The 20,420-nt window shown below is 64.2% G+C and carries 16 protein-coding genes; 13 read left to right on the top strand and 3 right to left on the bottom strand.

What is annotated here, in order from left to right; translation table 11 throughout:
* Positions 1–42 precede the first annotated feature (42 nt).
* The 9 genes from M3P21_RS02635 (at position 43) to M3P21_RS02595 (ending at position 13,257) form a co-directional block, all read left to right on the top strand.
* Entirely contained in the window at positions 43–1,050 is a 1,008-nt protein-coding gene (locus M3P21_RS02635; RefSeq protein ID WP_249706573.1) for an AAA family ATPase, read from the top strand.
* Positions 1,047–1,922, top strand: coding sequence for a DUF58 domain-containing protein (locus M3P21_RS02630; protein ID WP_249706571.1), 876 nt, complete (start codon positions 1,047–1,049; stop codon positions 1,920–1,922). The genes M3P21_RS02635 and M3P21_RS02630 overlap by 4 nt, the downstream gene beginning before the upstream one ends.
* The gene (locus tag M3P21_RS02625) at positions 1,919–4,678 is read left to right on the top strand and encodes a DUF4159 domain-containing protein (RefSeq protein ID WP_249706569.1); all 2,760 of its coding nucleotides are present in this window, start codon (positions 1,919–1,921) and stop codon (positions 4,676–4,678) included. Before M3P21_RS02630 ends, M3P21_RS02625 begins: the two co-directional genes overlap by 4 nt.
* On the top strand, positions 4,675–6,717 hold the full coding sequence (locus tag M3P21_RS02620; protein ID WP_249706567.1) for a hypothetical protein: 2,043 nt from the start codon (positions 4,675–4,677) through the stop codon (positions 6,715–6,717). Before M3P21_RS02625 ends, M3P21_RS02620 begins: the two co-directional genes overlap by 4 nt.
* A gap of 109 nt (positions 6,718–6,826) precedes the next feature.
* On the top strand, positions 6,827–8,914 hold the full coding sequence (locus M3P21_RS02615; RefSeq protein WP_373319929.1) for a 3-hydroxyacyl-CoA dehydrogenase NAD-binding domain-containing protein: 2,088 nt from the start codon (positions 6,827–6,829) through the stop codon (positions 8,912–8,914).
* Positions 8,915–8,925: 11 nt separating this feature from the next.
* Positions 8,926–10,104, top strand: a complete 1,179-nt coding sequence (locus M3P21_RS02610; protein WP_249706566.1) for an acetyl-CoA C-acyltransferase — start codon at positions 8,926–8,928, stop codon at positions 10,102–10,104.
* On the top strand, positions 10,104–11,300 hold the full coding sequence (locus M3P21_RS02605; protein WP_249706564.1) for an acyl-CoA dehydrogenase family protein: 1,197 nt from the start codon (positions 10,104–10,106) through the stop codon (positions 11,298–11,300). Before M3P21_RS02610 ends, M3P21_RS02605 begins: the two co-directional genes overlap by 1 nt.
* Positions 11,301–11,312: 12 nt before the next feature.
* Positions 11,313–12,479, top strand: coding sequence for an acyl-CoA dehydrogenase family protein (locus M3P21_RS02600; protein WP_249706563.1), 1,167 nt, complete (start codon positions 11,313–11,315; stop codon positions 12,477–12,479).
* The gene (locus tag M3P21_RS02595) at positions 12,469–13,257 is read left to right on the top strand and encodes an IclR family transcriptional regulator (RefSeq protein WP_249706561.1); all 789 of its coding nucleotides are present in this window, start codon (positions 12,469–12,471) and stop codon (positions 13,255–13,257) included. The genes M3P21_RS02600 and M3P21_RS02595 overlap by 11 nt, the downstream gene beginning before the upstream one ends.
* 23 nt (positions 13,258–13,280) lie before the next feature.
* On the opposite strand, the gene yaaA is transcribed toward M3P21_RS02595, so the two are convergent.
* The 3 genes from yaaA to M3P21_RS02580 all read right to left on the bottom strand — a co-directional run bounded on the left by yaaA (position 13,281) and on the right by M3P21_RS02580 (position 16,531).
* A complete protein-coding gene (yaaA, locus tag M3P21_RS02590; RefSeq protein WP_249706559.1) occupies positions 13,281–14,087 on the bottom strand; it encodes a peroxide stress protein YaaA in 807 nt (268 codons plus the stop codon).
* Between the two features lie 27 nt (positions 14,088–14,114).
* A complete protein-coding gene (gene recQ, locus M3P21_RS02585; protein ID WP_249706557.1) occupies positions 14,115–16,154 on the bottom strand; it encodes a DNA helicase RecQ in 2,040 nt (679 codons plus the stop codon).
* Positions 16,155–16,243: 89 nt separating this feature from the next.
* Entirely contained in the window at positions 16,244–16,531 is a 288-nt protein-coding gene (locus tag M3P21_RS02580; RefSeq protein WP_249706555.1) for a YggT family protein, read from the bottom strand.
* Positions 16,532–16,663: 132 nt separating this feature from the next.
* On the opposite strand from M3P21_RS02580, the gene M3P21_RS02575 reads away from it, so the two are divergent.
* From M3P21_RS02575 to M3P21_RS02560, 4 genes are read left to right on the top strand one after another with little or no spacing between them, the layout of a single operon-like run.
* Positions 16,664–17,236 carry an acyl-CoA thioesterase gene (locus tag M3P21_RS02575; protein WP_249706554.1) on the top strand — a complete coding sequence of 191 codons (573 nt, stop codon included), beginning with the start codon at positions 16,664–16,666 and terminating at the stop codon, positions 17,234–17,236.
* 47 nt (positions 17,237–17,283) lie between these two features.
* Positions 17,284–18,648, top strand: a complete 1,365-nt coding sequence (locus M3P21_RS02570) for an MFS transporter (RefSeq protein WP_249706552.1) — start codon at positions 17,284–17,286, stop codon at positions 18,646–18,648.
* A gap of 41 nt (positions 18,649–18,689) precedes the next feature.
* On the top strand, positions 18,690–19,520 hold the full coding sequence (gene mepA, locus M3P21_RS02565; RefSeq protein WP_373319937.1) for a penicillin-insensitive murein endopeptidase: 831 nt from the start codon (positions 18,690–18,692) through the stop codon (positions 19,518–19,520).
* Positions 19,521–19,555: 35 nt separating this feature from the next.
* Positions 19,556–20,377: an esterase-like activity of phytase family protein gene (locus tag M3P21_RS02560; RefSeq protein WP_249706549.1), complete on the top strand. Its 822-nt coding sequence runs from the start codon at positions 19,556–19,558 to the stop codon at positions 20,375–20,377.
* Positions 20,378–20,420: the final 43 nt, after the last annotated feature.

The raw sequence follows: 20,420 nt of genomic DNA, 5'->3' as shown, positions 1-20,420 counted from the left end.
GAGATACACTCACAACCATATACGCCCACAGAAAGGAATGTCATGTCTGATCCGACCGACCTTGTCGCCGAGATCGAAGCGCTGGAAGACAAGCTTCAGCAGGCCAAGGCCTCGATCACCCGCCGCTTCATCGGACAGGAGCGTGTGGTGGACCTGACGCTGACCGCGCTGCTGTGTGGCGGCCATGCGTTGCTGATCGGATTGCCGGGTCTGGGCAAGACCCTGCTGGTCGAGACGCTGTCGACGGTGATGGGCCTGCACGGCAACCGCATCCAGTTCACCCCCGACCTGATGCCCGCCGACATTCTGGGTTCTGAGGTGCTGGATACCGCCGAGGACGGCTCGCGCCATTTCCGCTTCGTCTCCGGGCCGGTCTTTTGCCAGCTCTTGATGGCGGATGAAATCAACCGCGCCAGCCCGAGGACACAATCGGCGCTGCTGCAGGCGATGCAGGAAAAGACGGTGACCGTCGCCGGTGAGGACCGTTTGCTGGGTGAACCGTTCCACGTGCTGGCCACGCAGAACCCGATCGAACAAGAAGGCACCTATCCGCTGCCCGAGGCGCAGCTGGATCGGTTCCTGGTGCAGGTCGATGTGGAATATCCCGACCGCGAGACCGAGCGTGACATTCTGCTGGCCACAACCGGCGTGGAAGAGGCCGCGGCCACGCAGGTGTTCACCCGCGACGAATTGCTCGCCGCCCAGACCTTGCTGCGGCGGATGCCGGTGGGCGAGTCGGTTGTCGATCTGATCCTCGATCTGGTGCGCGCCTTCCGCCCTGACGAGCCCGGTGTCTCGGACCAGGTTGCCGAAACCGTCGCCTGGGGGCCTGGCCCGCGTGCGGCACAGGCCCTGATGATGACCGTGCGTGCGCGCGCCTTGCTGCAGGGTCGGTTGGCCCCCAATGCCGAGGATGTGCTGGACATGGCGCGCCCGGTTCTCAGCCACCGGATGGCGTTGAACTTTGCCGCCCGCGCGCGCGGTGACCGCCTGGCCGATCTGATCGAGCGCACCGCGCAGGGCCTGAGCCGGACCGAGGCCGCCGCGTGACACCCGCCCTGACCCTCAGGGAACGATCCGAGGCCGAAGCCTCGCGCCTGCCGCCGCTGCTGGCGCGGGCCGAGCATCTGGCAGGCACCGTTCTGCTGGGTGATCACGGTCGTCGGCGCGCTGGTCTGGGCGATGATTTCTGGCAATACCGTCCGGCGCAGCATGGCGACAGCAAGCGCCTGATCGACCACCGCCGCTCGGCGCGCGGCGATCAGCAATTCGTGCGCGAGCGCGAATGGCAAATTGCGCAATCGGTGATGCTCTGGGTCGATCAGGGGGCATCGATGCGGTTTGCTTCGGACAAAAGCCTGCCGACCAAGGCGGACCGCGCCCGGCTGGTTGGGCTGGCCATCGCGATCCTGCTGATCCGGGGCGGCGAACGGGTTGGGCTGACCGGCACGGCCCTGCCGCCGCGTCGCGGCAATGCGCAGGTCATCCGGCTGGCCGAGGCCTGGGCGCAGGATGCCGAACCCGATTACCAGCCGCCCGAACACCGCGCCATGATCCCTCATGCCCGCGCCGTGTTCCTGTCGGATTTTCTGGGCGATCTGGACGAGGTGGAACTGGCCCTGACCAAAGCCGCCGATCGCGGCGTGCGCGGGGTTTTGATGATGACCCTTGATCCCGGCGAAGAAGAGTTCCCATATCAGGGGCGGACCATCTTCGAAAGCGTCGGCGGTACGTTGCGCCACGAAACCCTGAAAGCCGGGGACCTGAAGCCGCGTTACATCGCCCGGCTGGCGGAAAGGAAGGACAGGCTGAAACACCTGTGTCACGTGACCGGATGGCAATTCGGGCTGCATCATACCGGAGACAGCGCCCAGGCGGCGCTGCTATGGGTTTACCGCGCGCTTGATGGTGGCCATCGGTGACCGTGATTGGCGGCATAGGCTTTACCGCGCCCTGGTTGCTGCTGGGTCTGCTGGTGCTGCCGGTCCTGTGGCTGATCCTGCGTGCCGTTCCGCCCGCACCGATCCGCCGCCTGTTTCCCGCCGTCACCCTGCTGCTGGGTCTGCGCGACGATGAAAGCGTCTCGGATCGGACACCCTGGTGGCTGCTGCTGCTGCGGATGCTGGCCGTGGCGGCGGTGATCGTCGGCCTTGCCGGGCCGGTTCTGAACCCGTCTCGCGAGGCCAGCGGCTCTGGTCCCTTGCTGATCGTGCTGGATGCAAGCTGGGCCGGGGCGACCGGATGGCCCGACAAGATGGCGCTGCTGGATGCACAGCTTGGCGAGGCCGGGCGCACCAGCAGGCCGGTCTCGATCCTGCGGCTGAGCGCGCCGGAGCAACCCGTCTTCCAGAGCGCAGATGTCTGGCGCAACCGCCTGCCGGGCTTGGAGCCGATGCCATGGCAGCCAGCCGTCGCACAGATCACCAGCGCCGAGGCCACCATCGCCGCGATAGACGAAAGCTTTGAAACCCGCTGGTTCAGCGACGGGCTGGACTATGCCGGTCGCGACCGCATTCTGGCCGCGCTCGGCAGCGCCGGTCCGGTCAGCGTCTACCAGACCGAGAAACCAGTTCTGGGCATGCTGCCCTCGTTTTTCGAGGATGGCGCCATTCAACTGCGCGCCATTCGCAGTCCGTCGGACTTGCCGCAAGATGGCACTATTCTGGCCCATGGCCGCGATCCGGGTGGCACGGCGCGGGTTCTGGCCTCGGCCACCGCAGGTTTTGCGGGTGGTGAAACCCATGCCGAAACCGCCCTGTCGCTGCCCTCGGAACTGCGCGCGCGGATCACCCGGTTCGAATTGCAGGGGCAACGCTCTGCCGGTGCGGTGACTTTGGCCGATGACAGCCTGCGCCGCCGCGAAGTGGCGCTGATTGCCGGGCGCGAGGACCGCGAAGGGCTGGAGCTGCTGTCGCCGCTGCACTATCTGGAACAGGCGCTGCAGCCCACCGCCGAACTGCTGAACGGCGCGCTCACCGATATCCTGCCCGCCAAACCCGATGTCATCGTGCTGGCCGATGTGGCCACGTTGTCGGGCGCTGAGGAAACCGCGCTGACCGAATGGGTCGAAGAGGGTGGGCTGCTGCTGCGCTTTGCCGGGCCGCGCCTTGCCGCGAGCGAGGTCAGCCGCAATGACGAACACCCGCTGATGCCGGTGCGCTTGCGCTCGGGCGGACGGTCCGTGGGCGGCGCGATGAGTTGGGGAGAGCCCAAGGCGCTGGCCCCTTTCCCCGACACCTCGCCCTTTTTCGGCCTGCCGGTGCCTGACGATGTCCGGGTCACGGCACAGGTGATGGCGCAACCCGACCCGACACTGGCCGACCGGGTGATCGCCGCGCTCAGCGACGGCACTCCGCTGGTCACCCGCAAACCGCTGGGTCAGGGCCAGATCGTGCTGTTCCACGTCACCGCCAACGCCGAATGGTCGAGCCTGCCGCTGTCGGGGCTGTTTGTTGAGATGCTGGAACGGCTCGCGGTCTCATCCTCGGCCAAACCGCCCGAGGCCGAGGATCTGGCGGGCACCACATGGACCCCGGTTCAGGTATTGGACGGGTTCGGCGCGTTCAAGGATGCGGGCAACCTGCCGGGCGTCGAAGGGGCCGCGCTGGTCGAAGACCCGCTTGGCCCCGACCTGCGCCCCGGTATCTATGCCAGCGAAGACAGGCGGCTGGCGCGCAATGTGCTGACTGCCGATGCCGATCTGATCCCTGCGATCTGGCCCACCGATATCCCGGTCGAGGGTCTGTCGGTCGAACGCGAGACACCGCTGGGTGGCCCGCTGCTGAGTCTTGCGGTTCTGCTGTTGCTGCTCGACGTGATCGCCTCGCTGGCGCTTTCGGGGCGCTTGCGGATGGCCGCGCTGGCACCGCTTTTGCTGGTGTCCCTGATCACACAAGAGGCGCAGGCACAAGACGCGGATGATCCCGGATTCGCGCTGTCCGCCACTGCAGAATTGGTTCTGGCCCATGTGCTGACCGGCGACCGCACCGTCGATGATGTGGCGCAGGCGGGGCTGCGGGGCCTCAGCGAGGTCCTCGGCTATCGCACATCGGTGGAACCGGTCGAGCCGGTCGGCATCGACCTCGAGCGCGATGAACTGTCCTTCTTTCCCTTCCTCTACTGGCCAATCTCCCCAGAGCAACCACTGCCCTCAGACGCGGCCTATACAAAGCTGAACGCCTATCTCAGATCCGGCGGCATGATCCTCTTTGACACGCGTGACGCCGATATCGCGCGGTTTGGAACCGGCAGCCCCAACGGTCGCAAATTGCAGCAACTGGCGGCGCCTTTGGATGTGCCGCCACTCGAACCGGTGCCACGCGATCACGTGCTGACCCGCACCTTCTACCTGCTGCAGGATTTTCCGGGTCGCCATCAGGGCACGGATGTCTGGGTCGAAGCCGCCCCACCCGACGCTGAACAGATCGAGGGCATGCCGTTTCGCAACCTCAATGACGGGGTCACGCCCGTGATCATCGGCGGCAATGACTGGGCCGCAGCCTGGGCCATTGACCGTAATGGCCGCCCCCTGCTTCCGGTCGGTCGCGGATTTACCGGCGAGCGGCAGCGCGAGCTGGCCTATCGCTTTGGCGTCAATCTGGTGATGCATGTGCTGACCGGCAATTACAAATCCGATCAGGTGCATGTGCCTGCGCTACTGGACAGGTTGGGCCAATGACCGGAAGTATCGTCTTTGATCCGCTGATCCCCTGGCCCGCCCTGGCTGTTCTGGCCGCTCTTGCCGGTGCCGGGATCCTATTGGCGCTTTGGCGTGGTTTGTCGGGCTGGGCGTTGCGGGGTCTTGCGGCGCTGGTCCTGCTGGGTGCGCTGGCCGGTCCGGCGTATCAGATCGAAGACCGCGCACCGCTCAGCGACATCGTGATCCTGCTGGAAGATCACAGCGCCAGTCAGACCCTCGCCGACCGCGCGCAGCAGACCGAAGGCGCCGCCGAGGCTCTGGCTACCGCGATCGAAGCCCGCGACAACACCGAGCTGCGCCGTGTCCGCGTCGGCGATGGCGAGGGCGATGCCGGCACCCAGTTGATGAGCGCATTGTCTGAGGTTCTGGCCGAAGAGCCGCGCGCGCGGGTTGCCGGGATCATCGCGCTCTCGGATGGCCGGGTGCATGATGTCGATATGGCACCCCAGCTTCCCGCACCGATGCATTTGCTGCTGTCCGGGACCAGCGACGATTGGGATCGCCGCCTGATCGTCAAGAATGCGCCCGCCTTCGCCATCATTGACGAGCCGGTGACCCTGACGCTGAGGATCGAGGATAGCGGCGCGTCACCACCGGACCAGCGGTCTGCACCGCTGCAAATCTCGGTGGACGGGGCCGAGCCGGACCTGTTCACCGTGCCCATAGGACAGGATATCGACCTGCCGGTGATGCTTACCCATGGCGGACGCAACGTGATCCAGTTCACCGTGCCCACTGCCGAGGGCGAACTGACCGACCGCAACAACACCGCGCTGATCCAGATGAACGGCGTACGCGACCGGTTGCGGGTTCTGCTGGTCTCGGGCGAGCCGCACCCGGGCGGGCGCACCTGGCGCAACCTGCTGAAGTCGGACAGTGCCGTCGATCTGGTGCATTTCACCATTCTGCGCCCTCCCGAAAAGCAGGACGGCGTGCCGGTGGATGAGCTGTCTCTGATCGCCTTCCCCACGCGCGAGTTGTTCCTGGAAAAGATCAACGATTTCGACCTGATCATCTTCGACCGCTACAAGCGGCGCGGAATCTTGCCCGCGATCTATCTGGACAATGTCTCGCAATATGTCGCCGATGGCGGCGCGGTGCTGGTCGCCGCGGGCCCCGATTTCGCCACTGCCGACAGCATCTACCGCTCGCCGCTTGGGCCGACATTGCCCGCGCAGCCCACCGCCCGCGTGATCGAAGACCGCTACACGCCCGTTGTGACCGATCTGGGCCAGCGTCACCCGGTCACTGCCGATCTGGGCGGGCCAGAGGACTGGGGCGCGTGGCTGCGACAAGTCGATGTCTTTCCAAGGTCCGGCAACGTGGTGATGAGTGGCATTGATGAGCGCCCGCTTCTTATCCTCGACCGGGTTGGTGAAGGCCGGGTGGCGCTGTTGGCCTCGGATCACGCCTGGCTCTGGAGCCGGGGCTATGACGGCGGCGGGCCGCAACTGGAACTGCTGCGCCGGCTGGCCCATTGGATGATGAAGGAACCCGAGCTTGAGGAAGAGGCGCTCTGGGCTGACGCTCAGGGCCGCACCATGCGCATCATCCGCCGCACGCTGGAGGAAGAGGTCGGGCCGGTGACCATCACCCGCCCCAATGGCGAGTCCGAGACCGTTACGTTGCAACAGGTCTCGCCCGGCCGTTACGAGGCGCTGTATACCGGCCCTGAAATTGGCCTCTACCGGTTGCAGGAAGGCGAGCGCCATGCGGTGATCGGACTGGGCCCCGCCGCCCCGAGAGAGTTCGAACAGACCATCGCCACCGGCGACGTTCTCGACCCGATCCTTGCGACCATGCGTGGCGGCGTGATGCGTCTGGAAGACGGGCTGCCATCAATCCGGTCAGTGCGCGAGGGGCGACCCGCTGCGGGGCGGGGCTGGATCGGGCTGACCCCGCGCGGGGCCTATGAAACCCGCGACGTGACCCAGACCGCGCTGCTGCCACCGTGGCTGGTGCTGTTCCTGGCGGCGGGCTTCATTCTGGCCGGATGGCTGCGCGAAGGTCGCCACTGAGCGTCAGCAGCATATTCCACATACAGGCACGAAATTCCGCATATTGAAATTTTTATCGGAACGGATTATCCCACAGGCACTGCGAAGAATTGCCGGAAAGGGATCGAACTTGAACAACCCAGTCACGATGGAGCGTCTCGGCGACATTGCCGTCATCGAAGTCTCGAACCCGCCGGTCAATGCAGTGTCCCAGCCAGTGCGCGCCGGATTGTTCGAAACCGTGGCGCAAGCCGCTGCCGACCATCAGGTCAAAGCCATCGTGATCTGCTGCGCGGGGCGGACCTTCATCGCGGGCGCTGATATCCGCGAATTCGGCAAACCCATGCTGCCCCCGTCCCTGCCGGAGGTGATCAATCGGATCGAGGCCACCGCAAAACCGGTGGTGATCGCCCTGCACGGGACAGCCTTGGGCGGCGGGCTGGAACTGGCGCTGGGCGGCCATTATCGGGTGGCGCTGGCCTCGGCCCGGTTCGGATTGCCCGAGGTGACGCTGGGCCTGCTGCCCGGCGCGGGCGGCACGCAGCGCCTGCCGCGTCTGGTGCCGTTCTCGGGCGCGGTCGACTTGATCACTTCGGGCCGCCAGATCGGCGCGGCGCAGGCGCTGGACCTGGGGCTGATCGACAAGATCGCCGAAGGCGACGACGCCCGCAGCGCCGGGCTGGATTATGCCAAAGTGTTGATCGAGGAAAGCCGCGCGCCGCGCCCCACGAGCGCCCTGCCCTGCAATCCGCCGGAGCCGGGCGCGCTCGACGCGGCACGCACCAGGCTGGCGAAATCTGCGCGTGGTCAGATCGCGCCACAAAAAGCCCTGGACGCGCTGCAGGGCGCGTGTGACCTGCCCTTCGCCGAAGGGCTGACGCAAGAGCGGGCGCTGTTTCTCGACCTGATGAATTCGGATCAACGCGGTGCAATGATCCATGCGTTTTTTGCCGAACGGCAAGTCGGCAAACTGGACGAAATCAAGGGCATCGCCCCGCGCGTCATCCAATCCATCGGCGTGGTTGGTGGTGGCACCATGGGCGCGGGCATTGCGACCAGCGCCTTGCTGTCCGGCCTGTCCGTCACCCTTGCCGAACGCGATTCCGAAGCCGCAGAGCGGGCGTACGCGGCGGTGACCGGCCTGTTGAAAAACGCAGTGAAACGGAGCAAATTGTCTGAGGCAAAATATGTCCAGATAAAGGCGGAATGTTTCAAAACAACAAAATATTACGCCGATTTAGCGCCGTGTGACCTGGTTGTTGAAGCGGTATTTGAAAGTCTCGACGTGAAGAAAGAGGTGTTCGGCAAGCTGGATGCGGTCTGCAAACCGGGCGCGATACTGGCGACCAACACGTCGTATCTGGATGTGAACGCCATCGCCGCCATGACAGAGCGGCCCCGGGACGTGATCGGCCTGCACTTCTTCTCGCCCGCCCATGTCATGAAACTGCTGGAGGTCGTCGTCGCCGACAACACTGCGCCCGAAGTGACCGCCACCGGCTTTGCGCTGGCAAAGACGCTAGGCAAAGTGGCAGTCCGTTCGGGCGTCTGTGACGGGTTCATCGGCAACCGCATCCTGTCGCAGTATCGCAAGGCTCTGGACGGTGCGGTGATCGCCGGGGCCAGCCCCTATGACGTCGACCGCGCGCTGGTCGCGTTCGGGCTGGCGATGGGACCATACGCGGTGAGCGATCTGGCCGGGCTGGACATCGGCTGGGCCACCCGCAAGCGCCTGGCCCCCACCCGCGACCCGTGCGAGGCCTATGCCGAGTTTGCGGATCGCCTGTGCGAAATGGGCCGCTTTGGCCGCAAGACCGGAAGGGGTTATTACCTCTATGCCGAGGGCCGTCCCACACCTGATCCCGAAGTTGACGCGATCATCGCGGCGGAACGCACAGCGAAAGGCGTCAAGACCCGCCCGCTTTCGGCGCAGGAGATCGTCGACCGCTACATGGCGGCCATGGTGAACGAGGCCGCGCGGGTGGTCGAAGACGGTATCGCCCGGCGCCCGCTTGATGTCGATGTCACCTTGCTGAACGGCTATGGCTTCCCGCGTTGGCGCGGTGGCCCGATGTATTATGCCGACCGGGTCGGGCTCGATAAGATCCTGCGCGACATCACAACCCTTGCCGCCGAGGACGATTTCCTCTGGCAGCCCGCGCCGCTGTTGCAGCGCCTGGTGGCTGACGGCAAGACATTCTCCAGCCTGAACACATAAGGATCCCTGCCATGAAACAAGCCGTCATAGCCTCGACCGCCCGCACCGGGCTGGCCAAATCCTATCGCGGAGCGTTCAACGAGACCCACGGGGCGACGATGGCGGGCCATGCCATCGAACATGCGGTAGCCCGGGCCGGTATCGATACAGGCCTGCTGGAAGACGCCTTTGTCGGCTGCGGCTATCCCGAAGGCATAACCGGCGGCAATATCGCGCGGCAAGCGGTGATCCGGGCCGGGCTGCCAGTCTCGGTGGCGGCGGCGACAGTGAACCGGTTCTGCTCGTCCGGGCTGCAGGCGGTTGCAATGGCGGCCCACGCGATCACGATGGAAAAGGCGCCCGCCGCCATCGCGGGCGGGGTCGAAAGCATCAGCCAGATGCCCCCTTCGCGCCCGCCGCAAGCGCAGGAACCGTGGATCACCGAACACAAGCCCGACATCTACCTGAGCATGATCGAAACCGCCGATATCGTCGCCGCGCGCTATGATGTCAGCCGCGAGGCGCAGGATGAGTTGGCACTGCAAAGCCAGCAGCGCACCGCCGCCGCACAGGCCGCCGGAAAGCTGGATGACGAAATCGTGCCGATCACGGTGACGCAGGCCTTCAAGGATCGCGAAACCGGCGAGGTCACCCGCAAGGAGGTGACGTTTGCCATGGATGACTGCAACCGGCCCAACACCACGCTCGAGGGGCTTTCAGGCCTGCCTCCGGTGCGCGGCGAGGGGCAGTTCATCACAGCAGGCAACGCCTCGCAGCTTTCCGACGGAGCTGCCGCGCTGGTTCTCATGGACGAAGACGTGGCCGCGCGCGAGGGCGTCACACCGCTGGGGGCCTTCAAGGGCTTTGCCGTTGCCGGGTGTGAGCCCGACGAGATGGGCATCGGGCCGGTCTTTGCGGTACCCCGCCTGCTGGAACGTCACGGGTTGAGCGTGCAGGATATCGACCTGTGGGAATTGAACGAAGCCTTCGCCAGCCAGGCGCTTTATTGCCGCGACCGGCTGGGGATTGACCCCGCGATCTGCAACGTCAATGGCGGCTCGATCTCGATCGGGCACCCGTTTGGCATGACCGGCGCGCGCATGACCGGGCATTTGATGCTGGAAGGCAAGCGCCGGGGCGCGAAGCTGGGCGTGGTGACCATGTGCATCGGGGGCGGTCAGGGAGCCGCTGGCCTGTTCGAGATTTTCTGATGGACCTGTCATACACACCGGAGCAGGACGCATTTCGCGCTGAACTGCGCGGGTTTCTCGCCGAGAACCTGTCTGAGCGCGTCCGCGAAAAGGTACGGCTGGGCAAGCGGCTGACCAAGGTCGAGATGCAGGACTGGCACGCGATGCTGAACGCGCGCGGTTGGCTGGCGATGAGCTGGCCCCGCCAATATGGCGGTGCGGAGTGGGATGCGGTGCAGCGCCAGATCTTTGAAGAAGAAGCCTGCCGCGCCCACGCGCCGCGCATCGTGCCCTTTGGGCTGAAGATGCTTGCGCCCGTTCTGTTCAAATTCGGCACCGAGGAACAGCGGCAACGCTTTCTGCCGCCGATCCTGAGCGGTGAACACTGGTGGTGTCAGGGCTACTCCGAACCCGGTGCCGGATCCGATCTGGCATCGCTCAGAACCCGCGCGGTGCGCGAGGGCGACCATTACGTGGTCAACGGGCAAAAGACCTGGACCACGCTGGGTCAGTATGCCAACTGGATCTTCTGTCTGGTGCGCACCGACCCCGATGCCAAGAAACAGGAGGGGATTTCCTTTCTGCTGATCGACATGAACACCCCCGGTGTCACCGTCCGCCCCATCGTGCTGATCGACGGCGAGGCGGAAGTGAACGAGGTGTTTTTCGACAATGTCCGTGTGCCTGCCGAAAACCTCGTGGGGGAAGAAAACAAGGGCTGGACCTATGCAAAATACCTGCTGACCCATGAGCGCACCAACATCGCGGGTGTGGGGTTTTCCGACGCTGCGCTTGTTACGCTGAAACAGGTGGCCGCGCAGACGATGGCAGGCGGCAGGCCGCTGGATCAGAACCCGCATTTCGCCGCCCGCATGGCGCAGGTCGAGATTGATCTGATGGCGATGCGCACCACCAATCTGCGGATGATAAGCGCTGCTGCCAAAGGTCAGGCACCGGGGGTCGAAAGTTCGATGCTCAAGGTCAAGGGCACGTTGCTGCGGCAGGAATTGAGCGCGCTGCTGCGTCGCGCGGTGGGGCCGGACGCGATGCCCTACCTGCCCGATTTTCTGGATGGCGGCGACAATGCCGACCCGCTGGGGCCGGACCACGCGCCCGCCGCCGCGCCGGGATATTTCAACATGCGCAAATTGTCGATTTTTGGTGGCTCGAATGAGGTCCAACGCACGATCATCGCCAAATCCGCGCTTGGGCTTTGACGAGGTAGGCAGATGGATTTCGAACTGAATGAAGATCAGGTGATGCTGCGGGACATGCTGCGACGGTTTCTGAACGATCGCTACAGCCATGAGGCCCGGCGCACTGTGCTGGCCTCGGGGCAGTCCTACGACACGGGCCTGTTCTCGGACCTGGCCGAGCTGGGCATTCTCGGCGCAGTCTTTGCCCCGGAACAGGGCGGCTATGGTGGCACCGGCACAGATATGATGGTCGTGTTTCAGGAACTGGGCCGCGCCGGTGTGATCGAACCGGTTCTGGGGTCGGCGGTTCTGGCGGGTGGTCTGCTGGCCGCTCTGGATGCGGACGGCCATAGCGCGCTGCTACAACAGACCATTGCCGGAGAAACCATCCTCGCGCTTGCCCATTCCGAACCGCAATCGCGCTATGATCTGGGCCACGTGACCACGCGCGCAAGCGCTGCCAATGGGCAATTTGTGCTGAACGGCGCCAAGGTGCATGTCCTCAACGGCGCGCAGGCCGACATGCTGCTGGTCTCGGCCCGTGAAGAGGGCGGACCAACCGACGAGCATGGAATTTCGCTGTTTCTGGTCCCCTCCACGACTGCGGGCGTGAGTTGCACCGGTCATCTCAATGTCGACGGCACATCCTCGGCCCGCATCACGCTGGATGCCGTCACCGTCGATCAGAGCCAGCGACTGGGGCAACCCGGCCAGGCCCATGCGGCGCTGGAGGCAGCCCATGCCCGCGCGACCCTGGCGCTTTGCGCCGAGGCGCTTGGAGCGATGGAGGTGGCCAAGGCCCTGACGGTGGCGTATCTGCAAGAGCGCAAGCAGTTCGGCGTGCCGATCGGCAGCTTTCAGGCATTGCAGCATAGGCTGGCCGGCATGCTGATCGAGATTGAACAGGCGCGCTCGGCGGTGATCAATCTGGCCGGTCATCTGGAGGCCGACCGCCTCACCCGCGAGTGCCATGTGAGCGCGACCAAGAACCTGATCGGTCGGGTCGGTGCGCTGGTGGCCGAGGAGTGCATCCAGATGCATGGCGGAATCGGCATGACCGACGAATACGCCCTGTCCCATTACGCCCGTCGCCTTGTGATGATCGATCACATCTTTGGCGATGTGGACCACCATCTGGACCGCTTCATCGCGTTCAGCGGTGGGTCTGAAACAACCGGGGAGAATGCCAATGCCGGATAGTGACAAACGCTATGCCAACACATTGGCGCGCGGGTTGAGCATCTTGCGGGCTTTTCGTCCCACCGATAACGGGTTGGGCAATCTGGACCTGTCCGAGCGCACCGGCATTCCCCGGTCAACCGTCTCGCGGCTGACCTTCACGCTTTGCGCTCTGGGCTATCTGACCCATGGCCGTCATCACGACAAATACCGGCTTGGTCCCGCCGCGCTGGCGCTTGGCAATATCGCGGCGGCCTCCTTTTCGTTTGTCGAGATTGCCACGTCGATCATGCAACGGCTTGCGGACGAAACCGCCACGCTGATCGGAGTTTCGATTCAGGATGACGGCAAGATGCTGATGGTCAAGACCTGGCGGCCAGCGGGTTCGCCCTCGATCTGGCTGGATGTGGGGTATCGCATGCCGATGCTGTCTTCTTCCTCGGGGGCGGCCTATGTCGGCGCATTGACCGATGAAGAGACGGCCAAGCTGGCCGCGCTCTTGCCCGAGGATCAGGGGCAGGCGCTGACACGGCTGACCGAACAGGCACGTGAGCAGTTGCTGGCCAAGGGCTATGCCTTTGTCAGCGGACCGGAGCGTTTTGCGCAATCCATCAATGCGCTGGCGACCCCTTACCGCCCGTCAGAATTCGGCGCGCCGGTTGCGTTCTTCAGCGGCGCGACTTCGGATGCGCTGAGCGATGACAGAATTCACGACAGTGTCGGACCGGCGCTGGCCCGCGCCGTTGATGAGTTGCGGCGCGCCACCGGTCAAGGTTTTCCGGCCATCGCGCCACATTGAGTCGATACCTTCGTCACAGTTTCTCAGGCGTCGAGCGTCTGCGCGGCTGAGGTTTCCGCCGCGACCGCATAGGGCCGCAGAAAGACGGGCCGGTCGGGGCCAGACATCTCGGGCTGGTATTGGTAGCCGCCGGTGTCGAAGTCCAGCAGCCCCGCCGGGTCGGTGAGACGGTTGCGGATAATATACCGCGCCATGGCACCGCGCGCTTTCTTTGCAAAGAAACTGACGATCTTGGGGGCGCCGGCCTTGTCTTCCATGAACACCGGCGTGATCACCCGCAGTTTCAGCGCGGCAGGCGCGACGGCACCAAAATATTCCTGGCTGGCGCAGTTTATCAGCACATCTGCCCCGGTCTCGGCAGCCTGCGCGTTGAGCGCCTTGCTGAGCTGATCGCGCCAGTAATCATAAAGCGATTTGCCGCGCCGGGTTTTCAGCCTGCTGCCCATTTCCAACCGATAGGGCTGGATCGCGTCCAAGGGCCTCAGCACGCCATAAAGCCCCGACAGAATGCGCAGATGATCCTGCGCCCAGCGCATCTCGTCCGCGTCGAGCGTTGTGGCTTCCAGCCCCTGATAGGTATCGCCCGCAAAGGCCAGCGCGGCGGGGCGCACAGCATCCGGCGCAGGCGCATCGGCAAAGGCGCGGAACCGGTCGCGGTTGAGCCGGGCCAGATCATCGCTCAACCCCATCAATTTGCGCAGATCACCCAGTGTCAGGTTGCGCGCCGTCTTTGCCAGCCGGATGGCGTCGTCCTGAAAATCGGGTTGCGTCGGCGCGACGTTGCGCTCTGCCCAGTCCAGCCGCTTGGCCGGAGAAATCACTACAAGCATGTCGCCCCTCCCTGTTCCCGTCCAGACCTAGCCCGCCGCGCGCAGCACGTCCAGAAACGCCGGGCCAAAACGTTCAGCCCGGCTTTCGCCCAAGACCCGCTCCAGCCCATTCTGGTCGCCCGCCTGCAGCTGAGCGACCTTGGCCAGCTGCGCCGCCGAACAACTGAGCGGTTTGTGCGTGCCATCGGCACCGCGCGCGAGTTCGGTCTGGGCCTCAAGCAGTTGATCGAACAGCGCCGCCTTGCCCGATCCTGCAAGCTTGCGTTGCTGCGGATGGTGACTGTCTTCCGCCCCGGTGATCACCTGCAGGAACGTTGCGCCATACCGGTCCAGTTTCTTGGCCCCAACGCCGCTGATGCGCGCCATCTCGTCCAGTGTGGCGGGGCGTTTCTCGGCCATCTCGATCAGGGTGCGGTCAGGGAAAATCACATAAGCCGGCACTTTGGAGGCCTCGGCAAGCCCCCGCCGCTTGGCCTTGAGCGCGGAAAGCAGCGGCGCGTCCTCGTCCGAGACCATCGCCTTGACCGCCGGACGCCGTCCCGCCGCCTTGATCGTGTCCTGGCGCAGGCGGATGCTGGCCTGGCCTTTCAGGATCGGCAACGCACCTTGGGTCATGCGCAGGGCACCGTGGCGTTCGGGGTCGGGGCGGATCAGATCATGGCCCATCATCTGGCGAAAGATCGCCTGCCAGTGCTGTTTGCTCTGCCCGCGCCCGACGCCAAAGGTCTGCAACTGATCGTGCCGCCGTTCGCGCACCCGGTCGGTCTCATTGCCCACCAGAATGTCGATCAGATGCCCGGCGCCGAACCATTCCTCGGTCCTCAGGATTGCCGAGAGCGCCATGCGCACCTGTTCGGTGCCGTCCATGATCTTGGCAGGCCGGTCGCAGAGATCGCATTTGCCGCAGTTTTCAGCCTCTTCCCCGAAGTAGCCCAGCAGGGATTTGCGGCGGCACTCCAGCGCTTCGGCCAGCCCAAGCAGATGGTTCAACCGCCCATGATCCGCCGCGCGCCGTTCCGGCGGGGCCAGCCCCTCGTCGATCTGCGAGCGCCGCAGACGAATGTCATCCGGCCCGAACAGGGTCAGCGTTTCAGCCGGGGCGCCATCGCGCCCGGCACGGCCGATTTCCTGATAATAGGCCTCGATGGATTTCGGCAGGTCGGCGTGGGCGACCCAACGGATGTCGGGCTTGTCGATGCCCATGCCAAAGGCCACCGTCGCCACCACGATCAGCCCATCCTCGCGGGCAAAGCGGGTTTCGACATGGCGCCGGTCACCGGCCTCCATCCCGCCGTGATAATGGCAGGCGTTGTGACCCTGTTCGCGCAGCGCGGCGGCCAGCGCCTCGGTCTTGTTGCGGGTGCCGCAATAGACGATGCCGGACTGGCCGCGCCGGGCCTCGGCGAAATCGAGGATCTGGCGGCGCGGGCTGTCCTTGGCGGCAAAAGCCAGATGCAGATTGGGCCGATCGAACCCGTGCAGAAAGATGCGCGGCGGCTGGTCCTCGAACAGTTTGGTGACGATCTCATCTCGGGTTTCGGCGTCCGCCGTGGCGGTGAAGGCGGCCAAAGGCACGCCCAGCGCGTGGCGCAATTCGCCGATGCGAAGGTAATCGGGGCGGAAATCATGACCCCACTGGCTGACGCAATGGGCCTCGTCCACGGCGATCAGGCTGACGCCGATGCGGCGCAAGAGCCCCATGGCCGAGCCCGCCGCCAGACGTTCGGGCGCGATATAGAGCAGCTTGAGCTGCCCGGCCTCAAGCGCGGCATGGACCTGATCGTTCTCTTCCGGTGTGTTGCCCGAGGTCAGCGCGCCCGCCGACACGCCCGCCTCTTGCAGGGCGCGGACCTGATCGCGCATCAGCGCAATCAGCGGCGAGATCACCACGGTGACCCCGTCGCGCATCAGCGCTGGCAGTTGGAAACACAGCGATTTGCCCCCGCCGGTGGGCATGATGGCCAGCACGTTTTCGCCAGAGGTCACCGCATCGACGATCTCTTCCTGCCCGGGGCGGAAGGCGTCAAATCCAAAGACGTCCCGCAAAAGCGGCTCTGCGTCCAGCATGGGCAGGTGATCCTGTTCTCAATGTTGTCTGTCTGCTCTTGACAAACAGTGTCCCACACTAAGAATCGGTGAACAAGAGGGCGTGGCCCCTACATGAAGCCAAACAGCGTCGGCAGGATGTAGTTCTGTAGCGAGATCACCACGATGAAGGCCACCAGCGGTGCCAGGTCCAGACCACCGGTATCGGGCAGGATGCTGCGGATCGGGCGATAGATCGGCTCCAGCAGGCGGTTCAGCCCGTACCAGATCTGGCCGACAAGCTGCTGATGCACGTTGAGAACGTTGAAGTTGATCAGCCAGCTCATGATCACATGCACGATGATGAAGAAATAAACCACGCTGAGGATCAGCTGCAGCGGTCCGTAGATTGCCATCATCGTCAGGTCTCTCCTTTTGTTCTGCCCGACAGGTAGTCGCTGATATGCAAAAGCGCAAGGATGCCGCGTCGTCGTGGTTGACGCGCGCGTCACTTTTTGCGTCTGTGCGGGCAAACCGCTTAGGAGAGCCCCATGTTTCCGATCGTCCGACTGGTCAAGGACATGCTTATCGCCAACCGAATGGAGCCGCTTGATCTGACCGAGACCCATATCTCGACCCATATCTGCTGGCCCTGGGATCTGGATATCTGGCTGGAGCTGAACAATGGCCGCGCCATGACGCTCTATGATCTGGGGCGCACCATGCTGGCGCAGCGCACCGGGCTGGGCAAGGCGATCCTGGCCCGGCGCTGGGCCATGACCATGGCCGGGTCGACCGTGCGGTTCCGCCGCCGCATCCGTGGCTTCGAAAAGTTCGAGGCGCGCTCGCGTACGATTTGCTGGGACGACAAGTTCACATATCTGGAACAGTCGATGTGGAAAAAGAATGGCGAATGTGCCAGCCACGTGATGTTCCGCGCGGCGGTCACCAACGAGAGCGGGATCGTGCCACCGTCGGAGGTGCTGCGCGAGATGGGCTATGAAAACGCGATCTCACCGCCGATGCCCGAATGGCTGGCCGACTGGTGCGCGGCGGATGCCAAACGACCCTGGCCGCCGATGCAGGACAAGATTGAAAGCCCCGCAAAGGAAAAGCTTGTCTAAACCCGGCGCAGCCCGTTTTATCGTCGCAAAGAATTTTGAGGACGGGCATGGCAGAGATTTCCGCGCGTAAACGCGTCTGGGGCTGGTGGTTTTTCGACTGGGCCAGCCAGCCCTATCAATCGCTTCTGGTCACCTTCATCTTCGGCCCCTATTTCGCCGGGGTTGCCGCCGAGTATTTCTCCACCACCGGCCTGTCAGAGCAGGCAGCGGCGGCGCGGGCGCAGGTTGTCTGGGCCAATTGCCTGACCATCACCGGGATGATCATTGCCTTCAGCGCGCCCCTGATGGGCAGCTTCGCCGATATCACCGGCCGCCGGATACCGTGGATCTTCGCCTTTTCGGCGATGTATGTGCTGGGCTCTGCGGCGCTCTGGTTTGCGCTGCCGGACGGGTCGAACATGTGGCTGATGCTGGTGGCCTTCGGGTTCGGCTTTATTGGTGCCGAATACGCGCTGATCTTCATCAACTCGCAATTGCCCGATATCTCCAGCAAGGAAGATGTGGGCGAAATCTCGGGCAGCGGCTTTGCCTTCGGTTATTTCGGCGGGCTGATCTCGCTCGCCATCATGCTGCTGCTTTTTGTCGAACAGCCCAATGGTAAAACGCTGATCGGGCTTGCCCCGGCCTTTGGCCTCAATGCCGCGCAGATGGAGGGGACCCGCTTTGTCGGGCCGATGACCGCCGTTTGGTACATCGTCTTCATGATCCCCTATTTCCTGTGGATGCGGGACGGGAAGCGCACCGGCAAGAAAGGCTCGCTGTTGGGCGCGTTGCGCCAGCTTAAACAGTCGGTATTGGGGTTGAGGCACCGATTCAGCCTGTCGTCTTATCTGGCCTCTTCGATGCTGTATCGCGACGCGCTGAACGGGCTCTACAGCTTTGGCGGCATCTATGCGCGGCTGGTGCTGGAGTGGGACCTGATCAAGATCGGCATCTTTGGCATCGTCAGCGTTCTGGCCTCGGCGATCTTTGTCTATTTCGGCGGCAAGCTGGACCGGCGGCTGGGGCCGAAACCGGTGATCGTGATGGCGATCTGCATCCTGATCCTGGTCTGCACCGTGATCGTCGGCATGGATCGCACACAGGTCTTTGGCATCACGCTGCCAGCGGGCTCGCCTCTGCCGGATATCGTGTTTTTCAGCTGCGGTATCCTGATCGGCGGCATGGGCGGCATCCTGCAATCGGCCAGCCGGTCGCTGATGGTGCGCCACACCGCCCCCGAGCACCCGACCGAAAGCTTCGGTCTTTATGGGTTGTCGGGGCGCGCCACCGCCTTTCTGGCGCCGATGCTGATTGCCGCGGCCACCACCTTTTTCGGGGATGCAAGATTGGGGGTTTCCCCGGTGATCGGGTTGTTTATTCTGGGTCTCATATTGCTACGCTGGGTAAGGCCGGAAGGGGATCAGACCTGATGATTTTACGGGTACTTGTGACGATTATCGCCTTGGGTGGCATGGCCACCACAACCGACGCCGCCCCGCTGGCCAAAGAGCTGTTCGGGGCAAAAGACCAGGGCTCGCGGCAGAAATCCGCCGCCTATGGCAGCTATTCCCGAGGCTGCGCCGCAGGCTCGGTACAACTGCCCGAGACGGGTCCGACCTGGCAGGCGATGCGCCTGTCGCGCAACCGCAACTGGGGCCACCCCGAGACCATCGACTATATTCAGGACCTGAGCCGCTTTGCCGCCAAGCAGCCGGGCTGGGACGGGCTTTATATCGGCGATATCAGCCAGCCGCGCGGCGGCCCGATGCTGAGCGGCCACCGCAGTCATCAGATCGGTCTGGATATCGACATCTGGATGCGGCCCGCCAACAAGCTGAACCTCTCGCGCCGCAACCGCGAGAATATCTCGTCAATCTCGATGCGCCGGTCCGAGGGGGCCTTTGTCAATTCCAACTGGACCCGCCAGCATCATGAGATCATGAAAGCGGCGGCCAAGGACAAGCGCGTGGCGCGGATTTTCGTATTTCCCGGTGCCAAGGTCGAGATGTGCAAGAATGCTAAGGGTAACCGCAAATGGCTGCGCAAAATCCGGCCCTGGTGGGGACACCATTATCATTTCCATGTCCGGCTGGCCTGCCCCAAAGGCGTGCGCGGCTGCGTCAATCAGGACCCGCCCCCCAAGGGTGACGGCTGCGCCGAGGCGCAGCAATGGGTCAACAACATCCTGAACCCGCCGCCACCCCAACCGCGTGATCCCAACGCACCTGCGCCCAAGAAGCGCCGGGAATACACGCTGTCCGATCTGCCCCAGCAATGCGCCGCCGTTCTGCAATCGCAGTAGGCTGCCTGCTTTTCCTGTCGGGGGGGGCGCAAGCGGTGGACACGCCCGGCGCAGAACCGGCAGGCAGCTATCGCTGGATCGCAAAGGCACCGTGGTTCGGTGGGTTTTCGGGCATCGAGATGTCCGATGACGGCATGTCCATGCTGGCGCTCAGCGACCGCTCGATCCTGGTGAGCGCCAAGCTGCGGCGCGAAGACGGCCGCGTCTCGGGCGCCGAGGTCACATCCGCCAACTGGGTCCGCTCCAGCAAGAACAAGCCCTTGCTCGGGCGCGCCGGAGATTCCGAAGGTCTGGCCGTGGCACCCGACGGTGGCCACTATATTTCCTTCGAAGGCGTCCATCGACTGGCGCGCTATGCCGATCCCGAAAGCCGGTCAGAGGTTCTGCCCCGCCCCAATGCCTTCAAACACCTCGCCGGCAACGGCTCGTTCGAACCGCTGGCGATCGACGATCAAGGGCGGCTTTATACGATGCCTGAAAGCAGCCGCGCTGTTGATGGCACCATCCCGGTCTATCGCTGGGACGGCAAACGCTGGTCGACCCCGTTCAAGCTGCCGCCGCGCGGCGACTACCTGCCGGTGGGGGCCGATTTCGGACCCGATGGCAGGCTGTACGTTCTGGAACGCGCAACCGGTGCGCTGGGATTTCGCAGCCGCCTGCGGCGCTGGACGGTTAGCGATACCGCCGCCACTCAGGAAGAGACGATTCTGGACACGCGCGCAGGCACCCATGAAAACCTCGAAGGGGTGTCGATCTGGCGGGATGCCAAAGGCAAGCTGCGCGCGACGATGATCTCGGACGACAATTTCGTGTTCTTCCTGCGCACCGAGATCGTGGAATACACCCTGCCCGAATGACTTGCCAAAGCCGCAAACAGCGGCTATCAGCGCGGCCTGCCTG

The organism is Ruegeria spongiae (genome assembly GCF_023502395.1).
In the GTDB taxonomy this organism is placed as follows: Bacteria; Pseudomonadota; Alphaproteobacteria; order Rhodobacterales; family Rhodobacteraceae; genus Ruegeria_C; species Ruegeria_C spongiae.
Note: the sequence above shows the minus strand (reverse complement) of the source record. Positions and strands in the feature narration are given on the sequence as shown.

Coding starts and splice junctions, on each gene's coding strand:
- M3P21_RS02635 (WP_249706573.1), top strand. CDS start 43: ATGTCTGATCCGACCGACCTTGTCGCCGAGATCGAAGCGCTGGAAGAC.
- M3P21_RS02620 (WP_249706567.1), top strand. CDS start 4,675: ATGACCGGAAGTATCGTCTTTGATCCGCTGATCCCCTGGCCCGCCCTG.
- M3P21_RS02610 (WP_249706566.1), top strand. CDS start 8,926: ATGAAACAAGCCGTCATAGCCTCGACCGCCCGCACCGGGCTGGCCAAA.
- M3P21_RS02605 (WP_249706564.1), top strand. CDS start 10,104: ATGGACCTGTCATACACACCGGAGCAGGACGCATTTCGCGCTGAACTG.
- M3P21_RS02600 (WP_249706563.1), top strand. CDS start 11,313: ATGGATTTCGAACTGAATGAAGATCAGGTGATGCTGCGGGACATGCTG.
- M3P21_RS02595 (WP_249706561.1), top strand. CDS start 12,469: ATGCCGGATAGTGACAAACGCTATGCCAACACATTGGCGCGCGGGTTG.
- yaaA (WP_249706559.1), bottom strand. CDS start 14,087: ATGCTTGTAGTGATTTCTCCGGCCAAGCGGCTGGACTGGGCAGAGCGC.
- recQ (WP_249706557.1), bottom strand. CDS start 16,154: ATGCTGGACGCAGAGCCGCTTTTGCGGGACGTCTTTGGATTTGACGCC.
- M3P21_RS02580 (WP_249706555.1), bottom strand. CDS start 16,531: ATGATGGCAATCTACGGACCGCTGCAGCTGATCCTCAGCGTGGTTTAT.
- M3P21_RS02575 (WP_249706554.1), top strand. CDS start 16,664: ATGTTTCCGATCGTCCGACTGGTCAAGGACATGCTTATCGCCAACCGA.
- M3P21_RS02570 (WP_249706552.1), top strand. CDS start 17,284: ATGGCAGAGATTTCCGCGCGTAAACGCGTCTGGGGCTGGTGGTTTTTC.
- mepA (WP_373319937.1), top strand. CDS start 18,690: ATGGCCACCACAACCGACGCCGCCCCGCTGGCCAAAGAGCTGTTCGGG.